General features: G+C 71.0%; 19 protein-coding genes. 15 read left to right on the top strand and 4 right to left on the bottom strand.

All coding sequences use genetic code 11. The features are described 5' to 3' along the window. Positions 1-488: 488 nt before the first annotated feature. Entirely contained in the window at positions 489-1,967 is a 1,479-nt protein-coding gene (locus tag QSJ97_RS10975) for an amino acid ABC transporter permease (protein WP_285671804.1), read from the bottom strand. Positions 1,968-2,089: 122 nt separating this feature from the next. After that, the gene (locus QSJ97_RS10970; protein WP_285671803.1) at positions 2,090-3,097 is read right to left on the bottom strand and encodes an amino acid ABC transporter substrate-binding protein; all 1,008 of its coding nucleotides are present in this window, start codon (positions 3,095-3,097) and stop codon (positions 2,090-2,092) included. A gap of 317 nt (positions 3,098-3,414) precedes the next feature. Between QSJ97_RS10970 and metC the strand changes: the two genes are divergently transcribed. The 5 genes from metC to QSJ97_RS10945 all read left to right on the top strand — a co-directional run bounded on the left by metC (position 3,415) and on the right by QSJ97_RS10945 (position 8,713). Further along, positions 3,415-4,593 carry a cystathionine beta-lyase gene (gene metC / locus QSJ97_RS10965; protein WP_285671802.1) on the top strand — a complete coding sequence of 393 codons (1,179 nt, stop codon included), beginning with the start codon at positions 3,415-3,417 and terminating at the stop codon, positions 4,591-4,593. A gap of 106 nt (positions 4,594-4,699) precedes the next feature. Then, a complete protein-coding gene (locus tag QSJ97_RS10960; RefSeq protein WP_285671801.1) occupies positions 4,700-5,848 on the top strand; it encodes an ABC transporter ATP-binding protein in 1,149 nt (382 codons plus the stop codon). A gap of 67 nt (positions 5,849-5,915) precedes the next feature. Beyond that, the gene (locus QSJ97_RS10955) at positions 5,916-6,806 is read left to right on the top strand and encodes an ABC transporter permease (protein ID WP_285671880.1); all 891 of its coding nucleotides are present in this window, start codon (positions 5,916-5,918) and stop codon (positions 6,804-6,806) included. Then, positions 6,799-7,599 (top strand): ABC transporter permease, encoded by an 801-nt coding sequence (locus QSJ97_RS10950; protein ID WP_285671800.1) that lies wholly within the window; start codon positions 6,799-6,801, stop codon positions 7,597-7,599. Before QSJ97_RS10955 ends, QSJ97_RS10950 begins: the two co-directional genes overlap by 8 nt. Before the next feature lie 76 nt (positions 7,600-7,675). After that, a complete protein-coding gene (locus QSJ97_RS10945) occupies positions 7,676-8,713 on the top strand; it encodes an ABC transporter substrate-binding protein (protein WP_285671799.1) in 1,038 nt (345 codons plus the stop codon). A gap of 395 nt (positions 8,714-9,108) precedes the next feature. On the opposite strand, the gene QSJ97_RS10940 is transcribed toward QSJ97_RS10945, so the two are convergent. Continuing rightward, complete coding sequence (locus QSJ97_RS10940) at positions 9,109-10,797, bottom strand: amidohydrolase (RefSeq protein WP_285671798.1); 1,689 nt, start codon at positions 10,795-10,797, stop codon at positions 9,109-9,111. 417 nt (positions 10,798-11,214) lie between these two features. Between QSJ97_RS10940 and QSJ97_RS10935 the strand changes: the two genes are divergently transcribed. From QSJ97_RS10935 to QSJ97_RS10925, 3 genes are all read left to right on the top strand, one after another. After that, positions 11,215-12,153: an ABC transporter substrate-binding protein gene (locus QSJ97_RS10935; protein ID WP_434220910.1), complete on the top strand. Its 939-nt coding sequence runs from the start codon at positions 11,215-11,217 to the stop codon at positions 12,151-12,153. Between the two features lie 175 nt (positions 12,154-12,328). Continuing rightward, on the top strand, positions 12,329-13,330 hold the full coding sequence (locus QSJ97_RS10930; RefSeq protein ID WP_285671879.1) for a quaternary amine ABC transporter ATP-binding protein: 1,002 nt from the start codon (positions 12,329-12,331) through the stop codon (positions 13,328-13,330). Further along, positions 13,327-15,297, top strand: coding sequence for an ABC transporter permease (locus QSJ97_RS10925; RefSeq protein WP_285671796.1), 1,971 nt, complete (start codon positions 13,327-13,329; stop codon positions 15,295-15,297). The genes QSJ97_RS10930 and QSJ97_RS10925 overlap by 4 nt, the downstream gene beginning before the upstream one ends. 49 nt (positions 15,298-15,346) lie before the next feature. Here the strand turns inward: QSJ97_RS10925 and QSJ97_RS10920 are convergent, their stop codons facing one another. Continuing rightward, positions 15,347-16,282 (bottom strand): acetamidase/formamidase family protein, encoded by a 936-nt coding sequence (locus tag QSJ97_RS10920; RefSeq protein ID WP_285671795.1) that lies wholly within the window; start codon positions 16,280-16,282, stop codon positions 15,347-15,349. A 194-nt stretch (positions 16,283-16,476) separates the two neighbouring features. On the opposite strand from QSJ97_RS10920, the gene QSJ97_RS10915 reads away from it, so the two are divergent. The 7 genes from QSJ97_RS10915 (at position 16,477) to QSJ97_RS10885 (ending at position 22,348) form a co-directional block, all read left to right on the top strand. Continuing rightward, positions 16,477-16,767, top strand: coding sequence for a ribbon-helix-helix domain-containing protein (locus QSJ97_RS10915; protein WP_285671794.1), 291 nt, complete (start codon positions 16,477-16,479; stop codon positions 16,765-16,767). 75 nt (positions 16,768-16,842) lie between these two features. Beyond that, on the top strand, positions 16,843-17,238 hold the full coding sequence (locus tag QSJ97_RS10910) for a VOC family protein (RefSeq protein ID WP_285671793.1): 396 nt from the start codon (positions 16,843-16,845) through the stop codon (positions 17,236-17,238). A 13-nt stretch (positions 17,239-17,251) separates the two neighbouring features. Next, the gene (locus tag QSJ97_RS10905; protein WP_285671792.1) at positions 17,252-17,563 is read left to right on the top strand and encodes a muconolactone Delta-isomerase family protein; all 312 of its coding nucleotides are present in this window, start codon (positions 17,252-17,254) and stop codon (positions 17,561-17,563) included. A gap of 89 nt (positions 17,564-17,652) precedes the next feature. Then, complete coding sequence (locus QSJ97_RS10900) at positions 17,653-18,192, top strand: Twin-arginine translocation pathway signal (RefSeq protein ID WP_285671791.1); 540 nt, start codon at positions 17,653-17,655, stop codon at positions 18,190-18,192. 15 nt (positions 18,193-18,207) lie between these two features. Next, on the top strand, positions 18,208-19,779 hold the full coding sequence (locus tag QSJ97_RS10895; RefSeq protein WP_285671790.1) for a GMC family oxidoreductase: 1,572 nt from the start codon (positions 18,208-18,210) through the stop codon (positions 19,777-19,779). 153 nt (positions 19,780-19,932) lie between these two features. Beyond that, on the top strand, positions 19,933-20,715 hold the full coding sequence (locus QSJ97_RS10890; protein WP_285671789.1) for a DUF3047 domain-containing protein: 783 nt from the start codon (positions 19,933-19,935) through the stop codon (positions 20,713-20,715). Positions 20,716-21,817: 1,102 nt separating this feature from the next. Then, entirely contained in the window at positions 21,818-22,348 is a 531-nt protein-coding gene (locus QSJ97_RS10885) for a GNAT family N-acetyltransferase (RefSeq protein ID WP_285671788.1), read from the top strand. The last annotated feature ends 227 nt before the right edge of the window (positions 22,349-22,575 follow it).

Genomic DNA, 22,575 nt, shown 5'->3' with positions numbered 1-22,575 from the left:
GGATCGGCTGTGCCGGGCGGGAGAACAGCACCGGCGCCGCTGCCGGGAACAGCAGCAGGAAGGCCAGCGTCGGCCGCCAGCGCAGCTCCTCGGGATAGCGGCCATAGAGGAACTGCTGGATGCGCTCGTTGATGATCGCCCAGCAGGCACCGCGCTCGCCCTCGCCATAGAGCTCGTCCATCCGCTGCCGGCACTCGTCGAGCGAGTTGGCGTCGAGGATGGCGTGGCCGATGGCCCATTGGTAGATCCCGGGCAGCATCCAGACCAGCAGGGCGATCGTGATCAGCGTCAGCGTCGCGTTCAGCAGGTCGGGAAACAGGTTCTCGCGGACCCAGAGAAGCGGTCCGCTGGAGCCCGGCGGCGGCGGGGCCGGGGGGATCTGCCCCTCGGCCACGAAGGCATAGTCGCTCGCGACGCGGGTCGCTGTCGGCGCCGAGGTGACGACGACGGGATCTCCGCTGTGTTCGGCGTCCGGTCCCTGAGTCATCTCAGCGCTCCTTCAGCTTGACGCGTTCGTTGAACCAGTTGATCACCGCCGAGATCGTCAGCGAGATCGCGAGGTAGAAGGCCATCAGCAGCAGGATGCATTCCATCTCGCGGCCGGTCTGGTTGAGGGTGATGCCGCCGAGCGTGCCGGTGGCGTCCATGTAGCCGACCGCGATGGCGAGCGAGCTGTTCTTGGTGAGGTTCAGATACTGCGAGATCTGCGGCGGGATGATCACCCGCAGCGCCTGCGGTAGGATCACGAGGCTCATGATCCGGTTGGCGCGCAGCCCCAGCGCCGCGGCCGCCTCGGTCTGGCCCTTGGGAATCGCCACGATGCCGCCGCGCACGATCTCCGCCACGAAGGCGCCGGTATAGACCGAGAGCGCGAGCCAGAGCGCCATCAGCGAGTTGCGGGCATAGATCGCGGCATCGTCGCCGGCCATGAAATTGAAGCCCTTGAGCTCCGGATAGATCCAGGTCATCGGCTCGCCGAGGAGGTAGTAGACCGCGACACCGGGCAGGAAGAGGATCAGCACCCGCATCGAGCTGATCGGCGCGCGCCAGAGCACGAGGCCGATCAGCGCGCCCACCAGCACCGCGCCGGCGGCCTTGGCGAGCAGCGCGAATTCCTGCGCCCCGATGGCGGCGCCGAGATTCGCCGGGATCTGTGCCAGCCCGCCCTCGATGAGCGCGACCGGGAACAGCAGCGAGACGATCGCCAGGCCCGCCACCGGCGCGAACAGCATGGCGAGCGCGATCATCGCCCCCGGCATCTCCGCGCCATAGGCGTTCTGGTAGTTCTTGCGCGCCCAGTTGAAGACGAACAGCAGCACGATGGAGGCGAGCACCGTCAGCCCGACGAGCGTCATGCCCTGCTCGAACACCGGGCGGGGCAGGTAGAAGCCGCGGTTGGTCGCCGCGATCATGTCGAACCAGAGCGTCGCCTCCGGCTCGGCGTCGGCCTTGGCGCGGAACGCCGAGGGTTTCGGCAGCGCCTCGATGAAGACCGCGTACCAGAGCAGGATCTGCAGCAGCACCGGCACGTTCCGGACCGCCTCGATGTAGACCAGCATCAGCTTGGAGACGACCCAGTTCTTCGACAGCCTGAGCACGCCCGCGATCACCCCGATGACGGTGCAGGCGATGCAGCCCATGGCCGCCACCAGCAGCGTGTTGAGGATGCCGACGAGGGCGGCCTGCCAGTTCGGGCTCTGGCTGTCATAGCTGATCAGCCGCTGGTTGATGTCGTAGTTGGCCTCGGTGAACAGGAAGCCGAAGTTGAAGTCCTTACCCAGCCGCCCGAGGTTCTGGATGGTGTTGTTGACCAGCCAGCCGACGGCGAGCATCAGCAGGATGAAGGCAATGATCTGAAGGAAGAGGGACCGGTATCTTGCGTCGGTCCAGAGCATCTCGATGCGGAAGCTCGGCTCAGGGCGGTCGCCCTTGGCGAAGCGTGGGTCCGCGGCCTCGGTGGTTGCCATCTCACACCTTTCTCATCCGGTGACGCTCGGGGAGCACGGGACGAGCGGGCCGGCGGGCTGCCCCCGCGCGCACCGTGCGGACGGAACGGCCGGACCCCGAGGGGCCCGGCCGCCGGGTGCGATCAGCGGAAGGGGGGTGCGTACTGCAGGCCGCCCTCGGTGTAGAGCTTGTTGAGGCCGCGCGAGATGCCGAGCGGCGTCAGATACGCCTCGAAGATCTCGCCGTAGTTGCCGCCGGCCTTGATGGCATGGGCACCGAAATCGGCGGGCAGGCCGAGCATCTCGCCCATGTTGCCCTCGACGCCGAGCATGCGCGCCACGTCCGGGTTCGGCGGGTTGGCGATCATCTCGTCGACATTGGCGGCGGTCACGCCGTACTCCTCGGCGGTGAGCAGCGCGAAATAGGTCCACTTGACCACGTCGCCCCATTTCTCGTCGCCCTCGCGCACGAGCGGGCCGAGCGGCTCCTTGGAGATGATCTCGGGCAGCACCATGTGGTCGTCCGGGTTCTCGAAGGTCGCCTTGGTGGCGGCGAGGCCCGACGCGTCGGTGGTGTACACGTCGCAGGCGCCGGCGAGGTAGTTCTGCTGCGCCTCGGAGTTGGTCTCGATCGGCAGCGGCTCGTAGCTCATGCCGTTGACGCGGAAGAAGTCGGCGAGGTTCAGCTCGGTGGTGGTGCCGGTCTGGATGCAGACCGTGGCGCCGTCGAGCTCCTTGGCCGAGGAGACGCCGAGCGAGGTCGGCACCATGAAGCCCTGGCCGTCATAGTAGTTCACGGCGAGGAAGTCGAAGCCGAGGTCCACGTCGCGCGACAGGGTCCAGGTGGTGTTGCGCGCCAGCACGTCGATCTCGCCCGAGGCGAGCGCGGTGAAGCGGGTCTTGCCGGTGGTGGGGGTGAACTTCACCGCATTGGCGTCGCCGAAGACGGCGCCGGCCACCGCGCGGCAGAGCGCCACGTCGAAACCGTGCCAGTCGCCCGCGTCGTCGGTGAAGGCGAACCCGGCGAGGCCGGTGGTGACACCGCACTGCACGAAGCCCTTGGCCTTCACGTCATCGAGGGTGCCGGCGCCGGCGAGCCCGGCAGCGAGTGCGCCGGCGGCTACGGTGCCGATAAGGATGGAAGTCTTCATAGCATACCTCATACCTGTTTGCCGCGCGAAGCGGGCCGGGTCGTGCGCCCGGGCTTTCAGTTCAGTTCCGGGGATGGCCCCCATAAGAAACAGTGAACAATCCGGGCAAGCGCAGTCAAGGCAGTGTGCCCGTCACTCGACAAATTTCCCGGCTTGCGGCGGTGGTTTGTGACGTGCCTCATCGCGCGCGCCCGCGGCCTGCCGGGCTGCCCCTTGACCTCGCCCCGCCCCGGCGTAGCCTGCGCCTCCGCGTGCGCCCGCCGCCGGCCCCGGCCCTGCGGCCCGGCCGGAGCCCTGCCAGAGAGGAGATGCCGCAGATGAAGGATGCCACCCGCGCGGTCAGGGGCGGCCGCAGCCCCGGCCCCGATCCCCGCTTCGTGAACCCGCCCGTCTATCATGCCTCGACCGTCCTGTTCGAGGATCTCGAGAGCCTGAAGGGCACCGCGAAGCTCCGCTATGGCGACGGGGTGAGCTATGCGGTGCACGGCACGCCCGGCACCTATGCCTTCGAGGAGGCGCTGGCCGAGCTCGAGGGCGGCCATCGCACGCGGATCTGCTCGGCCGGCGCGCAGGCGCTCTCCGGCCCGCTGCTCGCCTGCCTCGCCGCCGGCGACCATGTGCTGATCCCGGACGCCGTCTATGGCAACACGCGGGACTTCGCGGCCGGGATGCTCGCGCGCTTCGGCGTCTCGGTGGAGTTCTACGACCCGCTGATCGGCGGCGGCATCCGCGCGCTGATCCGGCCCGAGACAAAGGTTGTCTATACCGAGAGCCCGGGCAGCCAGACCTTCGATGTGCAGGACATCCCGGCGATCGCCGAGGAGGCGCACAAGGCCGGCGCGCTGGTCTTCATGGACAACACCTGGGCCAGCCCGCTCTACTTCAAGCCCTTCGAGCACGGCGTCGACGTCTCGATCCAGGCGGTCACGAAATACATCGCCGGGCATGGCGATCTGGTGATGGGGGCGGTGACGGCGACCGAGGCGGCCTATCCGCAGATCCAGAAGGGCTGGTATCATCTCGGCCTCTCCGGCAGCCCGGACGATACCTATCTCGCGCTGCGCGGCCTGCGCACCATCCATGTCCGCCTGCCGCGGCACTGGGAGAGCGGGATCGCCCTCGGCGACTGGCTGCGCGCGCGCGACGAGGTCGAGGAGGTGCTGCACCCGGCGATGCCGCATGATCCCGGCCATGCGATCTGGAAGCGCGACTTCCGGGGCGCCGGCGGGCTCTTCGCCTTCTGGATGGCCGAGGGGCTGTCCTCCGCGGCGCAGATCTCGGCGTTCTGCAACCGGCTCGAGCTCTTCGGCATGGGCTTCTCCTGGGGCTCGTACCAGTCGATGCTGATGCCGGTGAACCCGCGGCGCACCGCCTCGCCCTGGCCGCGGCCGGGGCAGCCGAAGGGCCAGCTCGTGCGGGTCTATGCCGGGCTCGAAGATGTGGACGACCTGAAGGCCGATCTCGACGCCGCCTTCGCCGCCGCCCGCGCCGCCTGACCCGGGGGCGCCGGCGAGGGGTGCCGCGGGGGGCGCGCGCAGCTTTTGCCGCGCCGCAAGAAGAAGGTGCTTGCGCTTTCCCGCGCGTCTCTGCCTAGACTGGCGCATGGATCAGGATTCGATCTCTCCGGCGCGCGCCGCCGAGACCCCGCAGGAGACGCCCGCCGCGCAGGCGGTGCCGGCCATCGACGTCTTGAACGTCTCCAAGCTGTTCGGCGAGGGGCAGTCGGCGGTCCGCGCGCTCGACGACGTCTCGGTGGCGATCGGCGAGAACGCCTTCTTCACGCTGCTCGGCCCCTCGGGCTGCGGCAAGACCACGCTGCTCCGCCTGATCGCGGGCTTCGACCACCCCAGCGCCGGGCAGATCCTGCTGCGCGGCGAGGACATCTCGGAGCTGCCGCCGAACCAGCGCTCGGTGAACACGGTGTTCCAGTCCTACGCCCTGTTCCCGCACATGACCGTGCGCCAGAACATCGGCTTCGGCCCCAAGATGCTCGGCTGGGACAAGGCCCGCATCGACCGGACCGTGACCGACATGCTGGCGCTGGTGCGCATGGAGGCGCTGGCCGACCGGCGCACCGACCAGATCTCCGGCGGCCAGCAGCAGCGTGTGGCGCTGGCGCGCGCGCTTGCCCCGAGGCCTAAGGTGCTGCTGCTCGACGAGCCGCTCTCGGCGCTCGACTACAAGCTGCGCAAGGAGATGCAGACCGAGCTCAAGCGCCTGCAGCACGAGACCGGGATCACCTTCATCTTCGTCACCCATGACCAGGAGGAGGCGCTGACGATGTCGGACCGCATCGCGGTGATGTCGGCCGGCAGGATCCTCCAGATCGGCAGCCCGCGGGAGATCTATCTCCACCCGCGCGAGCGCTTCGTGGCGGATTTCATCGGCGATACCAACTTCCTCGCGGCGGAGGTGATCGAGGCCGGCGGCGGCATGGCGCGGCTGCGGCTCGCCGGCGGCGGCGAGGCCGAGGCAACGGTGCCCGAGGGCGTCGCGGCGACCGGGCGGGTCACCGCCTCGGTGCGGCCCGAGCAGGCGCGGCTGGTGGCGCCGGGGCAGGGCGCGCTGACCGGCCGGGTGGCCGGGCGGGTCTATTTCGGCACCGACACGCTGGTCACCCTCCGCCTTGCCGACGACAGCGCCTTCACGCTCCGGGTGCAGAACAGCCTGACCGATGGCGAGCCCCCCGGCGAGGGCGCGGAGGCGGGCATCGCGCTCGCCCCCGGCGCGCTCCAGGTCCTGCGGGACTGAGCCGGTGCCCGAGGCCGCCGAGCCCGCCCCCGAGGCCCCTGCCGCCCCGCGGGTCGATGCCGAGGAGATGGCGCGCCGCGCCGTGCGCCGGCGCTGGCTGCTGAACCTGCCGGCGATCCTCTGGCTGATCCTGTTCGCCGCCGGCCCGCTGCTCGTGGTGCTGCTCTATTCCTTCCTCGCGGCCGGGGATTACGGCGGCGTGCGCTGGGAGCTGTCCACCGACGGCTGGTTCGCGGTGCTGATGACGCGGGACATCTTCGACGACACGCTGCGCCTGCAGGATGCGCATCTGGCGATCTTCTGGCGCTCGGTGAAGCTCTCGGTGATGACGACGCTGGCCTGCCTGCTGCTCGGCTTCCCCACCGCCTATTTCATCGCCACGCGGAGCCGGGCCAACCGCAACCTCTGGCTGTTCCTCATCACCATCCCGTTCTGGACCAACCTGCTGATCCGCACCTTCGCGATGCTGGAATGGATCCGCGCGCAGGGGGTGATCAACTCGGTGCTGACCGGGCTCGGCATCGTCGATGAGCCGGTGCAGATGCTCTATACCGACTTCTCGATCATGCTGGGGATGACCTATGTCTATTTCCCGCTGATGGTGCTGCCGCTCTATGCCTCGATGGAGAAGCTCGACTTCCGGCTGGTGGAGGCGGCCTACGATCTCTATGCCAGCCGCCTCCAGGTGCTGCGCGGGGTGATCGTGCCGCTGGTCAGCCCCGGCATCGTCGCCGGCTCGATCCTCGTCTTCATCCCCTCGCTGGGCGCCTATGTCACGCCGCGGGTGCTCGGCGGCGGCAAGCAGATGATGCTGGGCAACCTGATCGAGCTGCAGTTCGGCCAGGGGCGCAACTGGCCGCTGGGCGCGGCGCTCTCGATCTCGCTGCTGGCGCTGGTGATGGTGGCACTGATCTTCTATGTCCGCGCCGCGCAGAAGGGGGGCGAGGGGCATGGCTAGGGCCTTCGAGGTGCGCCGCCAGCGCGGCTTCGTGACCGTGGCGATCCTCTGCTTCATCGCGCTCTATGCGCCGATGGTGACGCTGGTGGCCTATTCCTTCAACGCCGGCTCCAGCCTCGCGCTGTGGGAGGGCTTCTCGCTGCGCTGGTATGGCGCGGCCTGGGAGAACGAGGCGGTGCAGGAGGCCACGATCCGCTCGGTGGTGGTGGCGGTCTCGGCCTCGGTGCTGGCCACCGCGATCGCCACCATGGCGGCGCTCGGCACCACGCGGGTGCCGCACTATCGCGGGCTGACCGCGGTCTATGCGCTGATCAACCAGCCGCTGATGGTGCCGGAGATCGTCACCGGCGTGGCGCTGCTGGTGGTCTTCGCCATCGTCAAGGAGGCGACCGGCTATCACGGGCTGTTCTACCTGATCGCGGCACACACCGCCTTCTGCATCCCCTTTGCCTATCTGCCGATCCGGGCGCGGCTGCAGGGCATGGACAGCCGGCTCGAGGCGGCGGCGGCGGATCTCTATGCCAGCCCCTGGGCGGCGTTCCGGCACGTGACGCTGCCGCTGATGTTCCCCGGCATCATCGCCGGCGCCATGCTGGCCTTCGTGATCTCGCTCGACGACGTGGTGATCACCGAGTTCGTGAAATCCGCCGGGCAGGACACGCTGCCGACCTACATGCTCGGCCAGCTCCGCCGGGTGGTGACGCCGGAGATCAACGCGATCTCCACCGTCCTGCTTGCGATCTCGGTGGCAATCGTCTCAATCTTCTTCCTGGTCACGCGCAAGCGGACCTGATCCCGGGCGCCGCCCGCAAGGCTTCGGTGCGGCGGCCGGACACCAACAAACAAACAACCGCACGACAGGAGAGATCATGACCAAGCTCAGAGGACCCCTCGCCGGTCTCACGGCGCTGGCGCTCGCGTTTCCGGGCGCGGCGCTGGCCGAGGGCCAGCTCAACATCTTCAACTGGGGCAACTACACCAACCCCGAGCTGATCGAGAAGTTCGAGGCGGAATACGGCGTCGAGGTCAGCATCACCGACTACGACAGCAACGACACCGCGCTGGCCAAGGTGAAGGCCGGCGGCCACGGCTACGACCTCGTGGTGCCCTCGCACAGCTATGTGCCGATCTGGGTGAAGGAAGGGCTGATCGCGAAGCCCGGCATCCCGGAGATGGCGAATTACGGCAACATCGACCCGCGCTGGCGCGACGTCGCCTGGGATCCGGGCCGGGAATACACCGTGCCCTGGCAGTGGGGCTCGGTGGGGGTGGTGGTCGACACCTCGGTCTATTCCGGCGACATCAACACCTCGGCGGTGATCTTCGACCCGCCGGAGGAGCTGGTCGGCAAGATCAACGTCGCGCCCGAGATGCAGGACGTGATGCATACCGCGATCTACTACCACGGCGGCGAGAGCTGCACGACCGACAAGGCGGTGCTGCGCAAGGTCCGCGACACCCTCGTCGAGGCCAAGAAGAAATGGCTGTCGATGGATTACGGCATCATCGAGAAGTTCGCCGGCAAGGATCTCGCCGCCTCGCTCTACTGGAACGGCGCTGCCTTCCGCGCGCGCGAGAAGAACGCCGATGTGCGCTACGGCTATCCGAAGGAGGGCTTCGTCCTCTGGATGGATTCGGTGGCGCTGCTGAAGGACGCGCAGAATGTCGAGAACGCCAAGCTGTTCCTCAACTTCATCATGGAGCCGGAGAACGCGGCGCTGATCTCGGCCTTCGCGCGCTATGCCAACGGCATCGCCGGCTCGGAAGAGTTCATGCCGGAGGACATGAAGACCGCGCCGGAGGTGATCATCCCCGACGAGTTCGCCGCCAGCGGCCGCTTCACCGAGAGCTGCCCGCCGGAGGCGCAGGCGCTGTTCACTGCGATCTGGACCGAGCTGCAGAAGTGACGGCCTGAAGCGGGGCGGAGGACGGGGGCATCGAGCCCCCGCCCTCCGGGTCCCGTGCGGGACTTTCGCCGGCGGCGCGCGGGGCGTCGGCGGGGATGCGGGGCGGCGATGCGCGTCGCCTCGCGCGGGCGGGCGGCCATCGATGCCGGGGCCGGCGCCGTGCACGCGCAGGTTCTCCGGGGGGCGGTGCCCGCCGGATGGTGCCTGCCGGCCGGCGCCGTGGGCGACATGTCCCCGATGGACCGGACAGTGAGCCGGACGCTGGCCCGGACAGCGGCGATGCGCCCGGCCCTTCCAATCGATGCGCCGACGCGGCGGAGGGGCTCGCAGACCCCGGGGCCTGGTGCCGGGCTGGCGCCGGTGCCGGCTGGCGCCTCGCCGCGGGGGGCAGCCGGTCAGGCCCGGTGCGTCACCCGTCCGCCCATGATGGTAACGGCCGGCGCGGCCTCGCCCAGCCGCTCGGGGGGCTCGGCCGCGAGATCGCGATCCATCACCGCGATATCGGCCAGCATCCCCGGCGCGAGCCGGCCCTTTTCCGCCTCGGTGAACTCGGCATGGGCGCCCGCGACGGTGTAGGCCGCCAGCGCCTCGGCGAGGGTCAGGCGCTGGTCCTCCCAGGGGCCGTCGCAGGGCACGGTGGCCACCGCCGCCTGCACCGAGCGCATCACCGGCAGCGGCGCCACCGGCCAGTCGGTCGAGAAGATCAGCCGCGCGCCGCTGTCGAGGATCCTGCGCCAGGCGAAGGCCCAGGGCAGGTCCGCGTCGCGGATCAGCGTGTTGCGCGCGATCTGCGGGAACAGCCCGCCGCGCGGCGCATGCAGCGGCTGCATCGAGGCCACCACGCCCTCGGCGGCGAAGCGGGGCAGGTCCTGCGGCGCCAGCAGCTCGATATGCTCGATGCGGTGGCGGTGGTCGCGCGGGCCGTTGGCGGCGCGGGCCGCGGCATAGCCGTCGAGCGTGCGGCGCACCGCGGCATCGCCGATCGCATGGACCGAGATCTGCAACCCCAGCGCATCCGCCGCGATGCAGGCGGCGTCGAAGGCCTCCGCCTCGAAGAGCGCGGTGCCGCAGGTCTCCGGCCGCCCGGGATAGGGGCGCGACATCAGCGCGGTGTAGCTCTCCATCACCCCGTCCATGAACATCTTGACCCGGCCGGACCAGAGCCGGCCGCCGCGCGCCGTGAGCGGCCAGTCGCGCGCCCAGGCGGCGGCGTCTTCGAGCCGCTCGAGCGGGTGGTGGGGCTTGAGGTGGAAGGGGACCTGCACGCGCACCGGCAGCCCGCCCTCGGCGGCCAGCGCGTCGTCGAGCTCGGCGAGCAGCGCGAGCTGGTAGCGGTTGCCGTCCATGTTGTGCAGCGTGGTGATGCCCTGCGCCGCGGCGTGGCGGAGCCCGGCGAGGATCACCGCGCGGTCGGCGGCGCGCTCGGCGGGGGAGGGGGCCGGGTCCGGGTCCTCGCCGGTGACATAGCCGATCAGCTCGCGCCCGCCGCTGGGGGTGAGCGCGGTGACATGGCCGAAGGCGCCGGCCTCGTAGAGCGCGCCGCGGGCGAGGCCGTCGGCGCCCATGGCAATCTCGCCGCCGGGGGCCGGGCCGCCATGCAGGATGCCGGCCGCCTCCAGCGCCCGGGTGTTGGCCCAGACCGTGTGATGATCCGCCGCCATCATCGCGAAGGGGCGGTCGGGCAGCGCGCGGTCGAGGTCGTGGCGGGTGATCTCGCGGCCCTCGCCGAGCATCGGGTATTCCGCCGAGACGCCGAAGACCAGCCGCGCCTCGGGCTCGGCCGCCGCGCGGGCGCGCACCGCCGCGGTCAGCGCCTCGATGCCGCGCAGCCCCGCGAGGTCGAGCGCGCCGAGCTCCGCGGCGCCGCCGAAGAGATGGACATGGGATTCGATGAAGCCCGGCAGCACGGTGGCGCCGCCGGCGTCGATCACCTCGGCGCCGGGCGCGGCCAGGGCGGCGATCTCGGCATCCGGCCCCAGCGCCGCGATGCGCCCGCCGGCGATCGCCAGCGCGCCGGGAGGCGGGCCGCCGGCGGGCCCCGCAAAGGTCATCAGCCTTCCGTTCAGGATGACGATCTCGGCCATGCTCCCTCCCCGCCTGCGGCACCGTCCGGATGTTTGCGCCCAGCCTGCGGCCAGCGGAGCCGCTTTGCAATCGTCCGCCGCCACCGGCCGCCGCGAATCGCTGCGCTGCGGCATGGCCCGGTGCTGCGCCGCGAAAGGAATGGTCAAGCCATTGGACCAGCTTTGGTTTACTAGAAGTATCGAAGGGTTACGTAAACTGTTACAATTCTTGCCTTCCGCCGGGCCCTCGGCCCCGGATTCCGTGGACGTTGACGGAACCGAGCCGGTAAGCTCGACAGGCCGACGAGGCCGGGACAGACCGGCACGGACAGCCCCCGGCGGGCCCCGCCCGCCCCCGCGCTGACTGCGCCGCGCGCCCGAACCAGAACGCCGCGTTGCCATGATGCACCGCGCAGACAGGGAAGTTTCACCATGACAATGCTCAAGAGAACGGTCCTAGGATTGACCGCCGCGGCGCTCGCCGGTGCCGGTGCGCTGGCGGTCGAATCCGACGATCCGATCATCATCCCGACGCACAACTGGTCGAGCCAGATCGTGATGAGCCACGTGGTCGGCGGCATCTTCGAGGAGATGGGCTACACCGTGGACTATGTCTCGACCGACAGCCAGGCGGTCTACGAGGCGGTGCGCCTCGGCGACGTGACGCTGGAGATGGAGGTCTGGGAGGGCGCCTTCGGTGTCGCCTTCGAGGAGGCGTTGGCGAAGGGCGGCATCGTCGATGTCGGCGACCACCCGGCGGTGACCCGCGAGGAGTGGTGGTATCCGGCCTATGTCGCCGAGATCTGCCCCGGCCTGCCGGACTGGCAGGCGCTGAACGCCTGCGCCGAGAAGTTCGCCGCGCCGGAGACCGCCCCCAAGGGCCGCTTCCTCGGCGGGCCGGTGGACTGGCTCAAGCACGATGCCGAGCGCATCGAGGCGCTGGGGATGGATTTCGTGGTGGTGAACGCCGGCTCCGCCGCGGCGCTCTGGGCCGAGCTCTCCGCCGCCGAGAAGCGCCAGCAGCCGATCGTGCTGTTCAACTGGACGCCGAACTTCATCGAGGCGCTCTATCCCGGCGCTTTCGTCGAGTTCCCGGCCTATTTCGAGGGCTGCAAGGACGATCCCTCCAAGGGCCCGAACCCCGACATGACCTATGACTGCGGCAACCCCGCCGACGGCTATCTGAAGAAGGCCGCATGGGATGGCATGGAGGCGAAATGGCCGGGCGCCTTCGCCGCGCTGAAGAAGATCGAGTTCACCAACGCGCAGATCGCCGAGATGGCCAAGCTGGTGGATGTCGACGAACTCGAGCCGGACGAGGCCGCCGAGGCCTGGATGGAGGAGAACGAGGCGGTCTGGCGGCCCTGGACCGAGTGATCCGGCGCTCCGCCCGATCGAAGCCCCGTCCGGCCCCGGCCGGGCGGGGGAATGCCGTTCCGGTCCGCCATCACCGAGGGGAAAGCCCGTGACCCTGCAAGATCCCGCCGCGCCACCCGCCACCGCCCCGGCCGCGGCCGCCGCGCCCGGGCAGGCCGCCGCGCCCGCGCCCGCCATCGTCTGCGAGGGGCTCTGGAAGGTCTACGGCCCCGATCCGGAGGGCGCGCTCGCCGGCCCCACGCCGCCGAGCGCCGCGGCGCTGCGCGAGAGCGGCCACGTGCCGGCGGTGCGCGATGTCAGCCTCTCCATCGCCCCCGGCGAGATGCTGGTGGTGATGGGGCTCTCGGGCTCCGGCAAGTCGACCCTGGTGCGCTGCCTCTCGCGGCTGATCGAGCCGACCGCGGGGCGGGTCACGGTGGATGGCGAGGACCTGCTCGGGCTCGACGAGGCCGGGCTGATCCGCCTGCGCCGCGAGAAGATGGGCATGGTGTTCCAGAACTTCGCGCTGCTGCCGCACCGCACGGTGCTGGAGAATGTCGCCTTCCCGCTCGAGATGCGCGGGCAGCGCCGGCAGGAGCGGCGCCGGCGCGCGCTCGAGGTGATCGAGCTCGTTGGCCTCAAGGGGCGGGAGGACCATTTCCCGCGCGAGCTTTCCGGCGGCCAGCAGCAGCGCGTCGGCATCGCCCGCAGCCTCGCCATCGAGCCGGACATCTGGTTCCTCGACGAGCCGTTCTCGGCGCTCGACCCGCTGATCCGCCGCGAGATGCAGGACGAGTTCCTGCGCCTGCAGGAGATGCTCGGCAAGACCATCGTCTTCATCACGCACGACTTCGACGAGGCGCTGCGCCTCTCCGACCGCATCGCGATCATGTATGAGGGCGGGGTCGAGCAGATCGACACGCCGGACCGCATCGTGATGAACCCGGCCACCGACTATGTCGAGCGCTTCACCCGCGAGATCGCCAAGGCGCGCGTGGTGCATGCCGCGGCGCTGGCCGATCCGGGGCTCTCGGCCGAGGGCGAGCCGGTGCCGGGGGATGCCACCATCGCGGCGCTCGGCCGGCGGCTGGTGGAAAGCTCCGCGGCCCTGATCCCGGTCGCCGGGCCGGATGGCCGGTCGCTCGGCGCGATGGAGCGGACGCGGGCGCTCGACCTGCTGTTCGCGGACGCGCCGTGACCGCGGCGCCGGACACCGCGCCGGCCCGCCCCGGCGGCCTGCCGCTGCCGGCCCGGCCGATCGCCTTCGCGCTGTTCTGCCTGGCGCTGACGCTGATCGTCACCGCGGCGGCGCTGCCCGCCGCGGCGATGCGCCCGCCGGACTGGATGGTGCTGCCGATGGCGGACTGGATCAACGTCACCTTCGCCTTCGTGCACGAGGATCTCGGCCTCACCGTGCTGACCCGGGCCTTCGCCGACCTGGTGGCGGGGCTGCTCGACATCACCGACAACCTGCTGGCCGGCGGGCGCGGCGGGCTCGGCCTGCCGCAGATCCCCTGGGCCGCCATGGCGATCTCGGGCTTCATGCTCGGCTACGGGCTGAAGGACTGGAAGCTCGGCGCGCTGGCCGGCGGCACCTTCACCTGGCTCGCGGTGTTCGGGCAGTGGCAATGGGGGATGGAGACGCTGGCGCTGATCGCGGTGGCGGCGCCGCTCTCGGTGGTGCTCGGCTTCCTGCTCGGCTGGGCCGCCTGGCGCCGGCCCTGGGTCGAGGCGATGCTGATGCCGCTGCTCAACATCGCGCAGTCGCTGCCGCATTTCGCCTATCTGATCCCGGTGGTGGTGTTCTTCGGGGTGGGCGACCATGCCGGCGCCATCGCCACCGTGATCTTCGCCACCCCGCCGATGATCCGGCTGACCGTGCTGGGGCTGCGCCGGGTCGCGCCGGAGGTCGTCGAGTCGGGCAAGATGTCCGGCGCCACGCGCTGGCAGCTGATGCGTTATGTGCGGGTGCCGACGGCGCGGGCGGAGATGCTGGTCGGCGTCAACCAGGTGATCATGCAGTGCCTCGCCATGGTGGTGATCGCCAGCTTCATCGGCGCGCCGGGGCTCGGCTACAAGCTCCTGCAGTATCTCCAGGGGCTGAAGATCGGCAAGGCGGTGGAGATCGGCATCTCGGTGGTGCTGATCGCGGTGATGCTCGACCGGCTGTCGCGCGCCTGGGCCGAGCTGCAGCCGGTGCATCACGAGCGCGGCACGCCCTGGTGGAAGCGCAACCGGCTGCTGCTGGTCTGGCTCGGGCTGATGGCGGCGGTGGCGGCGGCGAGCGGGCTGCACGACTGGGTGGCGGAGATCCCGCGGCGCAAGGCGGCCTCGACCGCCTTCCTCTGGGACCCGATCGTCGACTGGCTGGCGGTGGAGGCCTATCCCTATACCAACGCGCTGCGCGGCTGGCTGCTGATCCACATCCTGATCCCGCTGCGCGATGCCTATCTCGCCGCGCCCTGGACCGCGGTGCTGGCGCTGGTGGCCGGCATCGGCTGGAATGTCGGGGGCGCGCGTTCGGCGGCGGTCTGCGCCGGCTTCGTGCTCTTCGTCGCGGTCTCGGGCTGGTGGGACCGGGCGATGATCACCGCCTACATGGTCAGCGTCGCGGTGGCGCTGGCGGTGGCGATCGGCCTGCCGCTCGGCATCTGGATGGCGCGCAGCGAGCGCAGCGCCCGGCGCATGCTGCTGATCTGCGACACCTTCCAGACCTTCCCGAGCTTCATCTACCTGATCCCGGTGATCATGCTGTTCGGGGTCAACGATGTCGCGGCGATCGGCGCGGTGGTGATCTACGGCGCGGTGCCGGTGATCCGCTACACCATCGAGGGGCTGCTCGGGGTGCCGCCGGCGCTCAAGGAGGCGGTCGACATGTCCGGCGGCACGCGGCGCCAGCGGCTCTGGTCGCTGGAACTGCCGATGGCGCTGCCGCACATGATGGTGGGGCTGAACCAGACGGTGATGTTCTCGCTCTTCATGGTGATCATCGCGGCCTTCATCGGCACCCAGGATCTCGGCCAGGAGATGATGCGGGCGCTGTCGTCCAACGATGTCGGAAAGGGGCTGGTGCTCGGGCTCTGCGTCGCCTTCATCGGGCTGATGGTGGACCATCTGGCCAACACCTGGGCGGCGAAGCGCCGGCGCGCGCTGGGGCTCGGCTGACGGGGCGGCGGACCCGGGGGCGGACTGGTGGGGCGGACCGGGGGCGGCCTCAGTCCAGCACCGCCCTCGGGAAGTAGAACGAGACCACCCAGTTGGGCGCGTCGACGATCTCGCTGATGCGCAGGTCGCCGCAGACGCTGCACAGCATGTAGGCCTCCACCGGCGCCATGCCGGTGCGCCCGGCGAGCCAGTCGATCATCGCCGAGACCGCGTCGCGCGCCGCCTGCATCAGGTCCGGCCCGACCCCGGTGGTGGCGAAGGCGCCGGCATCGCCGGGGCCGGGGGACGACGGCGGCGTCTCGAAGCGCGGGAAGGCGAGGCCCGCGCCCTTCGCGAGGCCGATCTCCACCGCCACCTCCATCGGGCTCTCCACCGCGGTGCCGCAGACCTCGCCGTCGCCCTGCGCGGCATGGGTGTCGCCGAGCGAGAGCAGCGCGCCGGGCACCTCGACCGGCAGGTGCAGCAGGGTGCCGGCGGTCATGTCGCGGATGTCGAGATTGCCGCCGACCCGGCGCGGCGGGATCACCGAATGCGGCCCCGCCGCCGCCGGCGCCAGCCCCACGGTGCCGACGAAGGGGCGCAGCGGCACCCGCGCGCCGGGGCCGTAGAGCATCGGCGCCGTGCCGCCGGCGTCATAGGACCAGAGATGCAGCGCCGGCTCGGGAAACTGCTCGGCGAGCAGGCCGAAGCCGGGGATGTTGGCCGTCCAGCCCCAGCCCGAGGGGGTGAACTCGCGGAACCGCAGGGTCAGCGCATCGCCCGGCTCGGCGCCCTCGACGAAGATCGGCCCGGTCACCGGGTTGACCCTGCCCGGGTCCATCGCCGCCAGATCGGCCAGCCCGGCGCCGGGGCCGAGCTGCCCGCCGGACGCGTCCACCGTGCCGAGCGCCACCGTCTCGCCGGGGCGCACCGTCAGCACCGGCGCGATCGACCGGTCCCAGCCGAGATGGTGCCGGCCCGAATGGATCGTGTGATTGCAGCGCATGGCGCCTCCTTCCGCGTGGCAGGAGAACATGGCGCCGCAACCCCGCGCAACCGGCTGCGCCCGGGCGAAACCGCCGGCATCGCGGCGCGGCGGGCGCGGTTCGGATTGTGATCCGCCGCCAACGGGGCCTATGATCGGAAGATCGCGGGTGCCTCGACAGAATGGGCGCGACACGCAAGGGAAGGACGAACGCCATGTGCCAGATCTTTGCCGGGCAGGACCCGGACAACTACGCCTCCGAGACCCGCTCGATGCGGCTCAACGGCTATTCCACCTCGATCCGCCTCGAGGCCGCCTTCTGGCGGGTGCTCGACGACATCGCCGCGCGCGAGGGCGTGACGGTGCCGCAGTTCATCGCCAAGCTGCATGACGAGGTGATCGAGCTGCGCGGCGAGACCCGCAACTTCACCTCGCTGCTGCGCTGCGCCTGCCTGATCCATCTCGACCGCGGCGGCGAGGTCGCCCGCGCACGGGAGGCGGCGTAGTACCCGGATACCACCACGCGCGGATGCCCGGCGCTAGCCTGACCGCAGGATGAGGCAAAACCGGGAGCGTCAGCTTTGGCCAAGGCTATCCACATGATGATCCGCGTGCTCGACGAAGCGCGCTCGCTCGACTTCTACGACCGGGCCTTCGGGCTGAAGGTCGCCGACCGGCTGGACTTTCCGAACTTCACGCTGGTCTATCTGCGCAACCCCGAGAACGATTTCGAGCTCGAGCTGACCGTCAACAAGGGTCAGGCCGACGCCTACGACCTCGGCAATGGCTACGGGCACATGGCCTTTGCCGTCGACGATCTCGAGGCCGAGCACAAGCGCTTCACCGAGGCCGGCTTCGAGCCGCGCAAGCTGGTGGAATTCGCCCCTGCCGGCGAGGTGATCGCCAAGTTCTTCTTCGTGAAGGACCCGGACGGCTACGAGATCGAGGTGCTGCAGCGCGCCGGTCGCTACCAGTAGGGGAGGGGCCGCCATGCTCTATCATCTCGCATTCACCGTGGAATACGCCGCCGGCCAGAGCCAGCAGGACCTGTTCCGGATCTGGGCCGAGGAGGCCGATGCGGCGCTCGGCGCCAAGGCCGCGGGCGCGGTCGTCGATCTCTGGAAGGTGGTCGGCGAGCGCCGGGTCTTCGCCGTGGTCGATGTCGACGGGCCGGACACGCTCGACCAGGTGCTGTTCGACCTGCCGATCATGAAACGCCACGGCCAGCACGTGCAGGTCGAGGTCAAGGCGCTGCGCCGCTACGAGGATTTCGCGGCAGACGTGAAGGCGCGGCTGGAGTGAGCCGCTGACGGCCGGGCCGGCCCAGCCGGCCCGGAACGGAAACCACCCGGGCGATGATCCGGGGGCAAGTCTCTAAGGGAGAGAAAACGATGACAGAGACACGAGCCGTGCGGGCGATGACCCGTCGCGAGCTTCTCTCGTCCGGCGTCGCGGCGGGGGCCGCGATGGTGGTCGGCGGTGGCTTCGTGGCGAGTGCGACCGAGGCCTGGGCGATGGAGACCAAGGCGCTCCAGCCCGCGACCATGGCAACGCTGATCCAGATGTCGCGGGACATCTACCCGCATGACCGCATCGCCGACCGGCACTACGCGTTGGCGGTGAAGGCGCATGACGAGAAGGCGGCCGGCGATCCGGACTTCGCGAAGATGATCGAGGACGGCGTCGCCGGGCTCGATGCCGCGGCGGCCGAGGCCGGCCATGGCAGCTATCTCGGCACCGGCTGGGAGATCGACCGCGTGGCGCTGCTGCGCGCGATCGAGGATGGCGGCTTCTTCCAGACCATCCGCGGCGGGCTGGTTGTCGGCCTCTACAACCAGAAGGATGTCTGGCCGGTCTTCGGATACGAGGGCTCGAGCGCCGAATACGGCGGCTATCTCGAGCGCGGCTTCGACGACATCGCGTGGCTCTGAGGGGAGGATCGACCAATGGCTGCACCTTTTGACCTCTCCGACGACAGCGTCGTCGTCATCATCGGCACCGGCGCGGGCGGCGGCACGCTCGCCAACGAGCTGGCGCAGAAAGGCATCTCTGTCGTCGCGCTGGAGGCCGGCGGACGGCACCTGCCGAACGACTACATCAACGACGAGTGGGAGAGCTTCGGACAGCTCGCCTGGCTCGACATGCGCACCACCTCCGGCGACTGGCGGGTGAGCCGCGACTTCCCGAACCTGCCGGCCTGGATCGTCAAGGCGGTGGGCGGCTCCACGGTGCACTGGGCCGGCGCCTCGCTGCGCTTCCAGGAGCACGAGTGGCGCGTGCGCACCGAGTATGGCGACATCGAGGGCGCCAACCTGCTCGACTGGCCGATCACCGCCGACGAGATGGACCCCTGGTATGCCAAGGCCGAGGAGAAGATCGGCGTCACCCGCACCGGCGGGCGCCCGGGGCTGCCCGGCAACAACAACTACAAGGTGTTCGAGGCGGGCGCCAAGAAGCTCGGCTACACCCAGGTCCATACCGGCCGGATGGGCATCAACTCGGTCGAGCGCGACGGCCGCCCGGCCTGCCAGCAGACCGGCTTCTGCTTCCAGGGCTGCAAGTTCGGCGCGAAATGGTCGACCGCCTATACCGAGATCCCGAAGGGCGAGGCGACCGGCAATCTCGAGGTCCGCGAGCACGCCCATGTGCTGAAGATCGAGCATGGCGAGGACGGCCGCGTCACCGGCGTGGTCTATGCCGACAAGGAGGGCAACCAGCACCGCCAGGCGGCGCGCGTCGTCGCGGTGGCCGGCAACTCGATCGAGAGCCCGCGGCTGCTGCTCAACTCGGCCTCCGCGATGTTCCCGGACGGGCTCGCCAACAGCTCGGGCCAGGTCGGGCGCAACTACATGCGGCACATGACCGGCTCGGTCTACGCGATCTTCCCCGAGCCGGTGCGGATGTGGCGCGGCACCACCATGGCCGGCATCATCTCGGACGAGTCGCGGAACGACCCGGCCCGCGGCTTCGTCGGCGGCTACGAGATGGAGACGCTCTCGATCGGCGTGCCGTTCATGGCGGCCTTCCTCGACCCCGGTGCCTGGGGGCGCGAGTTCTCCAGCGCGATGGACGGCTACGAGAACATGGCCGGCATGTGGCTGGTCGGCGAGGACATGCCGCAGGAGAGCAACCGCGTCACGCTGCATGGCGAGATCAAGGACCAGTACGGCATGCCGGTGCCGGACGTGCACTTCACCGACCACCCCAACGATGTCGCGATGCGCGCCCATGCCTATGCCCAGGGCGCCGCGGTCTACGACGCGGTGGGGGCGACGCGCACGATGCCGACCCCGCCCTATCCCTCGACCCACAACCTCGGCACCAACCGGATGTCCGAGAAGCCGGGCGACGGCGTGGTCAACCGCTTCGGGCAGAGCCACGACATTCCGAACCTCTTCGTCTCCGACGGCTCGCAGTTCACCACCGGCGCGTCGGAGAACCCGACGCTGACCATCGTGGCGCTGGCGATCCGCCAGGCCGAGACCATGGCCGGGATGATGGCGCGCGGCGAAATCTGAGGGCACGGCCGCGCGCTTCAGGGAAGGGCCGGGTGGCAACGCCCGGCCCTTTCTGCTGCGCCCCGCATCGCCGCCTGCGGCGATTTCCGGGCTGCCCGCGCCGCCGGCATTCGGCTAGACAGCATCCCGACCTGCCAATGACGGGAGGACCGGATGCCCCGCCACGCGCACCACCACATTGACCACGACAACCGCCGTCATCGCCGGCGCCGCCGCCTCCTGCCGGCCGCCGCCTGCCTGCTCGCCGCCGGCTGCGCCATGGCGCCGCGCACCGCGCCCGGGCCGGAGGCCGCCGGCGCCGCGCCGGAGATCGCCGTGCCGCTGTTCGAGGCGGGCGATGCGGTGGTCGAGCCCTGGCGCCGCTTCACCATCTGGGGCGTGTCCGACTGGGGCCTCGTCGCCGAGGACGGCGAGGTGGTGATCCGCGCCGCCGCCGAGGGCGCCTCCGCCGGCATCGCCCGCCGCGTCGAGATCGACCCGGAGACCTGCCCGGTGGTCGAGTGGTCCTGGCGGGTCGAGCGCCTGCCGGAGGAGGCCGATCTCGCGGTCAAGGCCACCGAGGATGTCGCCGCCTCGCTGATCCTCGCCTTCGGCGACCCCGGCGTCTTCGCCAATCCGGACCCGGTGCCGACGCTGCGCTATGTCTGGGCGACCGCCGCCAACCCGGTGGATGCGGTGATCGACAGCCCCTATTTCCCCGGCGTGCTGCGCAGCGTCGTGGTGCGCAGCGGGCCGGGCGGGGCGCAGGGCTGGGTGACCGAGCGGCGCAACATCGTGGCCGACTTCACCGCCGCCTTCGGCGCGCCGCCGGACAGCGGGATCGAGATCCTCGCGCTGTTCACCGACAGCGATCACGGCGGCACCCCGGTGGCGGCACGCTACCGCTGGGCACGGGCGCTCTGCACCGAGGCCCCGGCGCCGCCCTCGATCTTCTGAGAGCGGCACGTCGGCGGCCCCGGCCCGCACCCGGTGCGCGCGGGGATCGGGCGCAGGCGTTCAGATCGCGCCCACGCATCTGCCCCTGCTCCCACGCCTGCCCCGGACCCGGTGCGCACGCGGGCAGGGGCCTGATCGCAGCCGGTTCCACCGCCACCTCCGGCGAGCCGCCGGACCGCGGGATCGAGATCCTGGCGCCGTTCACCGACAGTGATCACGGCGGCACCCGGTGGCGGTGCGCCACCGCCGGGCAGGGCGCTCTGCATCGAGGCGCCCGCGCCGCCCCCGATCTTCCGAGAGGGGCGCCTCGGCGGCCCCGGCCCGCCTCCGATGCGCGCGGGCGGGGGGGCGGAGGTGATCGCCCCCAGCCTCGGTCCCCCGGCCCAGGTGCGCACGCGGGCGGGGGCCTGATCGCCGCCGGTTCCACCGCCACCTCCGGCGAGCCGCCGGAGAGCGGGATCAAGATCCTCGCGCCATTCACCGACAGCGATTACGGCGCCTCCCCATTGGCGGCGCGCCACCGCCGGGCATGGGCGCCCTGCACCGAGGCGCCGGCCCAGCCCTCGATCTTCCGAGAGGGGCGTCTCGGCGGCGCCGGCTCAGCCCCGGTGCGCGTGGGCGGAGGGAGCCGGAGGTGATGGGCCCCAGCCTCGGTCCCCCGGCTCCGGTGCGCCCGAAGGCCTGAGCCTGATCGCGGCCGGTTGCACCGCCGCCGCCAGCGAGCCGCCGGAGAGCCGCCGGAGAGCGGTATCGAGGCCCTGGCGCGGTTCACCGTCAGCGATCACGGCGGCACCCGGTGGCGGCGCGCCACCGCCGGGCACGGGCGCTTTGCACCGAGCCGCTGGCGCTGCCCTCGATCTTCTGAAGGGGCAAGTTGGCGTCCCCTGTCCGGCCCCGGTGCGCTCGGACAGGGGCCTGCCGGGATGCGCGCCACCGCGGCCTGCCGCGCCTCCGCTGCGGGCCGGGTGCCCGGCGAGGGGCGGCGCGGCGCGCGCCCCGGACACCGCCACCCGGACACCGCCACCCGGAAACCGCCCGCAGGACACCGCATCCCGGCGATCGGGGCTGGCCCGGAGCGGCCCTCCCGCCTAGGCTCGCGCCCATGCCCGTCGCCCCGCTGCTGACCACCGACCGCCTCGTCCTGCGCCCGCACCGAGTGGAGGACCATGGCGATGTCGCGGCGCTCTGGGGCGATCCCGCCGTCGTCCGCCACATCACCGGGCGGCCCGCGACGGCATCGGAGGCCTGGGCGCGGCTGCTGCGCCATGCCGGGCACTGGGCGCTGATGGGCTTCGGCTACTGGGCGGTGACGGGGCGGGAGACCGGTACCTTCCTCGGCGAGGTCGGCCTCGCGGAGTATCGCCGGGCGGTGACCCCCGGCTTCGACGGCCGCCCCGAGGCGGGCTGGGTGATGGCCACCGCGGCGCAGGGTCGGGGGCTGGCGCGCGAGGCGGTCGCCGCGGCGCTGGCTTGGGCCGACACCGCGCTGCCCGCGGCGGAGACCGTCTGCATGATCGCGCCGGAGCACGCCGCCTCGCTCCGCCTCGCCCGGGATCTCGGCTATGGCAGCCGCATCGCCGGGCACCTAGCCGGCGAGCCGGTGGCGATCCTGCGCCGCCCGCGCGGCGGCTAAGATGCGCCGCCATCCGGCCGCGGCATGTCGGGAAGGGGAGGCATTGGGATTGCAGCCGGGCAGAGGGCAGCATCCGGCGCCAGCCCCGGTGGCGCCGCCCGCCGCGCCCCCACCGCCGCGCCGCCGATCGCATCGTGGACGCCCGCAAGGTCATGGCGCTGCCGCCATGGTCCGGGGAGGCGTGCGGCGCGGCGATGCGCGTAGGGGCGCCGCGACGATCCACGCCG

This window comes from Paralimibaculum aggregatum (assembly GCF_030270585.1).
GTDB classification, from domain to species: Bacteria; Pseudomonadota; Alphaproteobacteria; order Rhodobacterales; family Rhodobacteraceae; genus Thermohalobaculum; species Thermohalobaculum aggregatum.
This window is presented reverse-complemented; position numbering and strand designations above follow the sequence as displayed.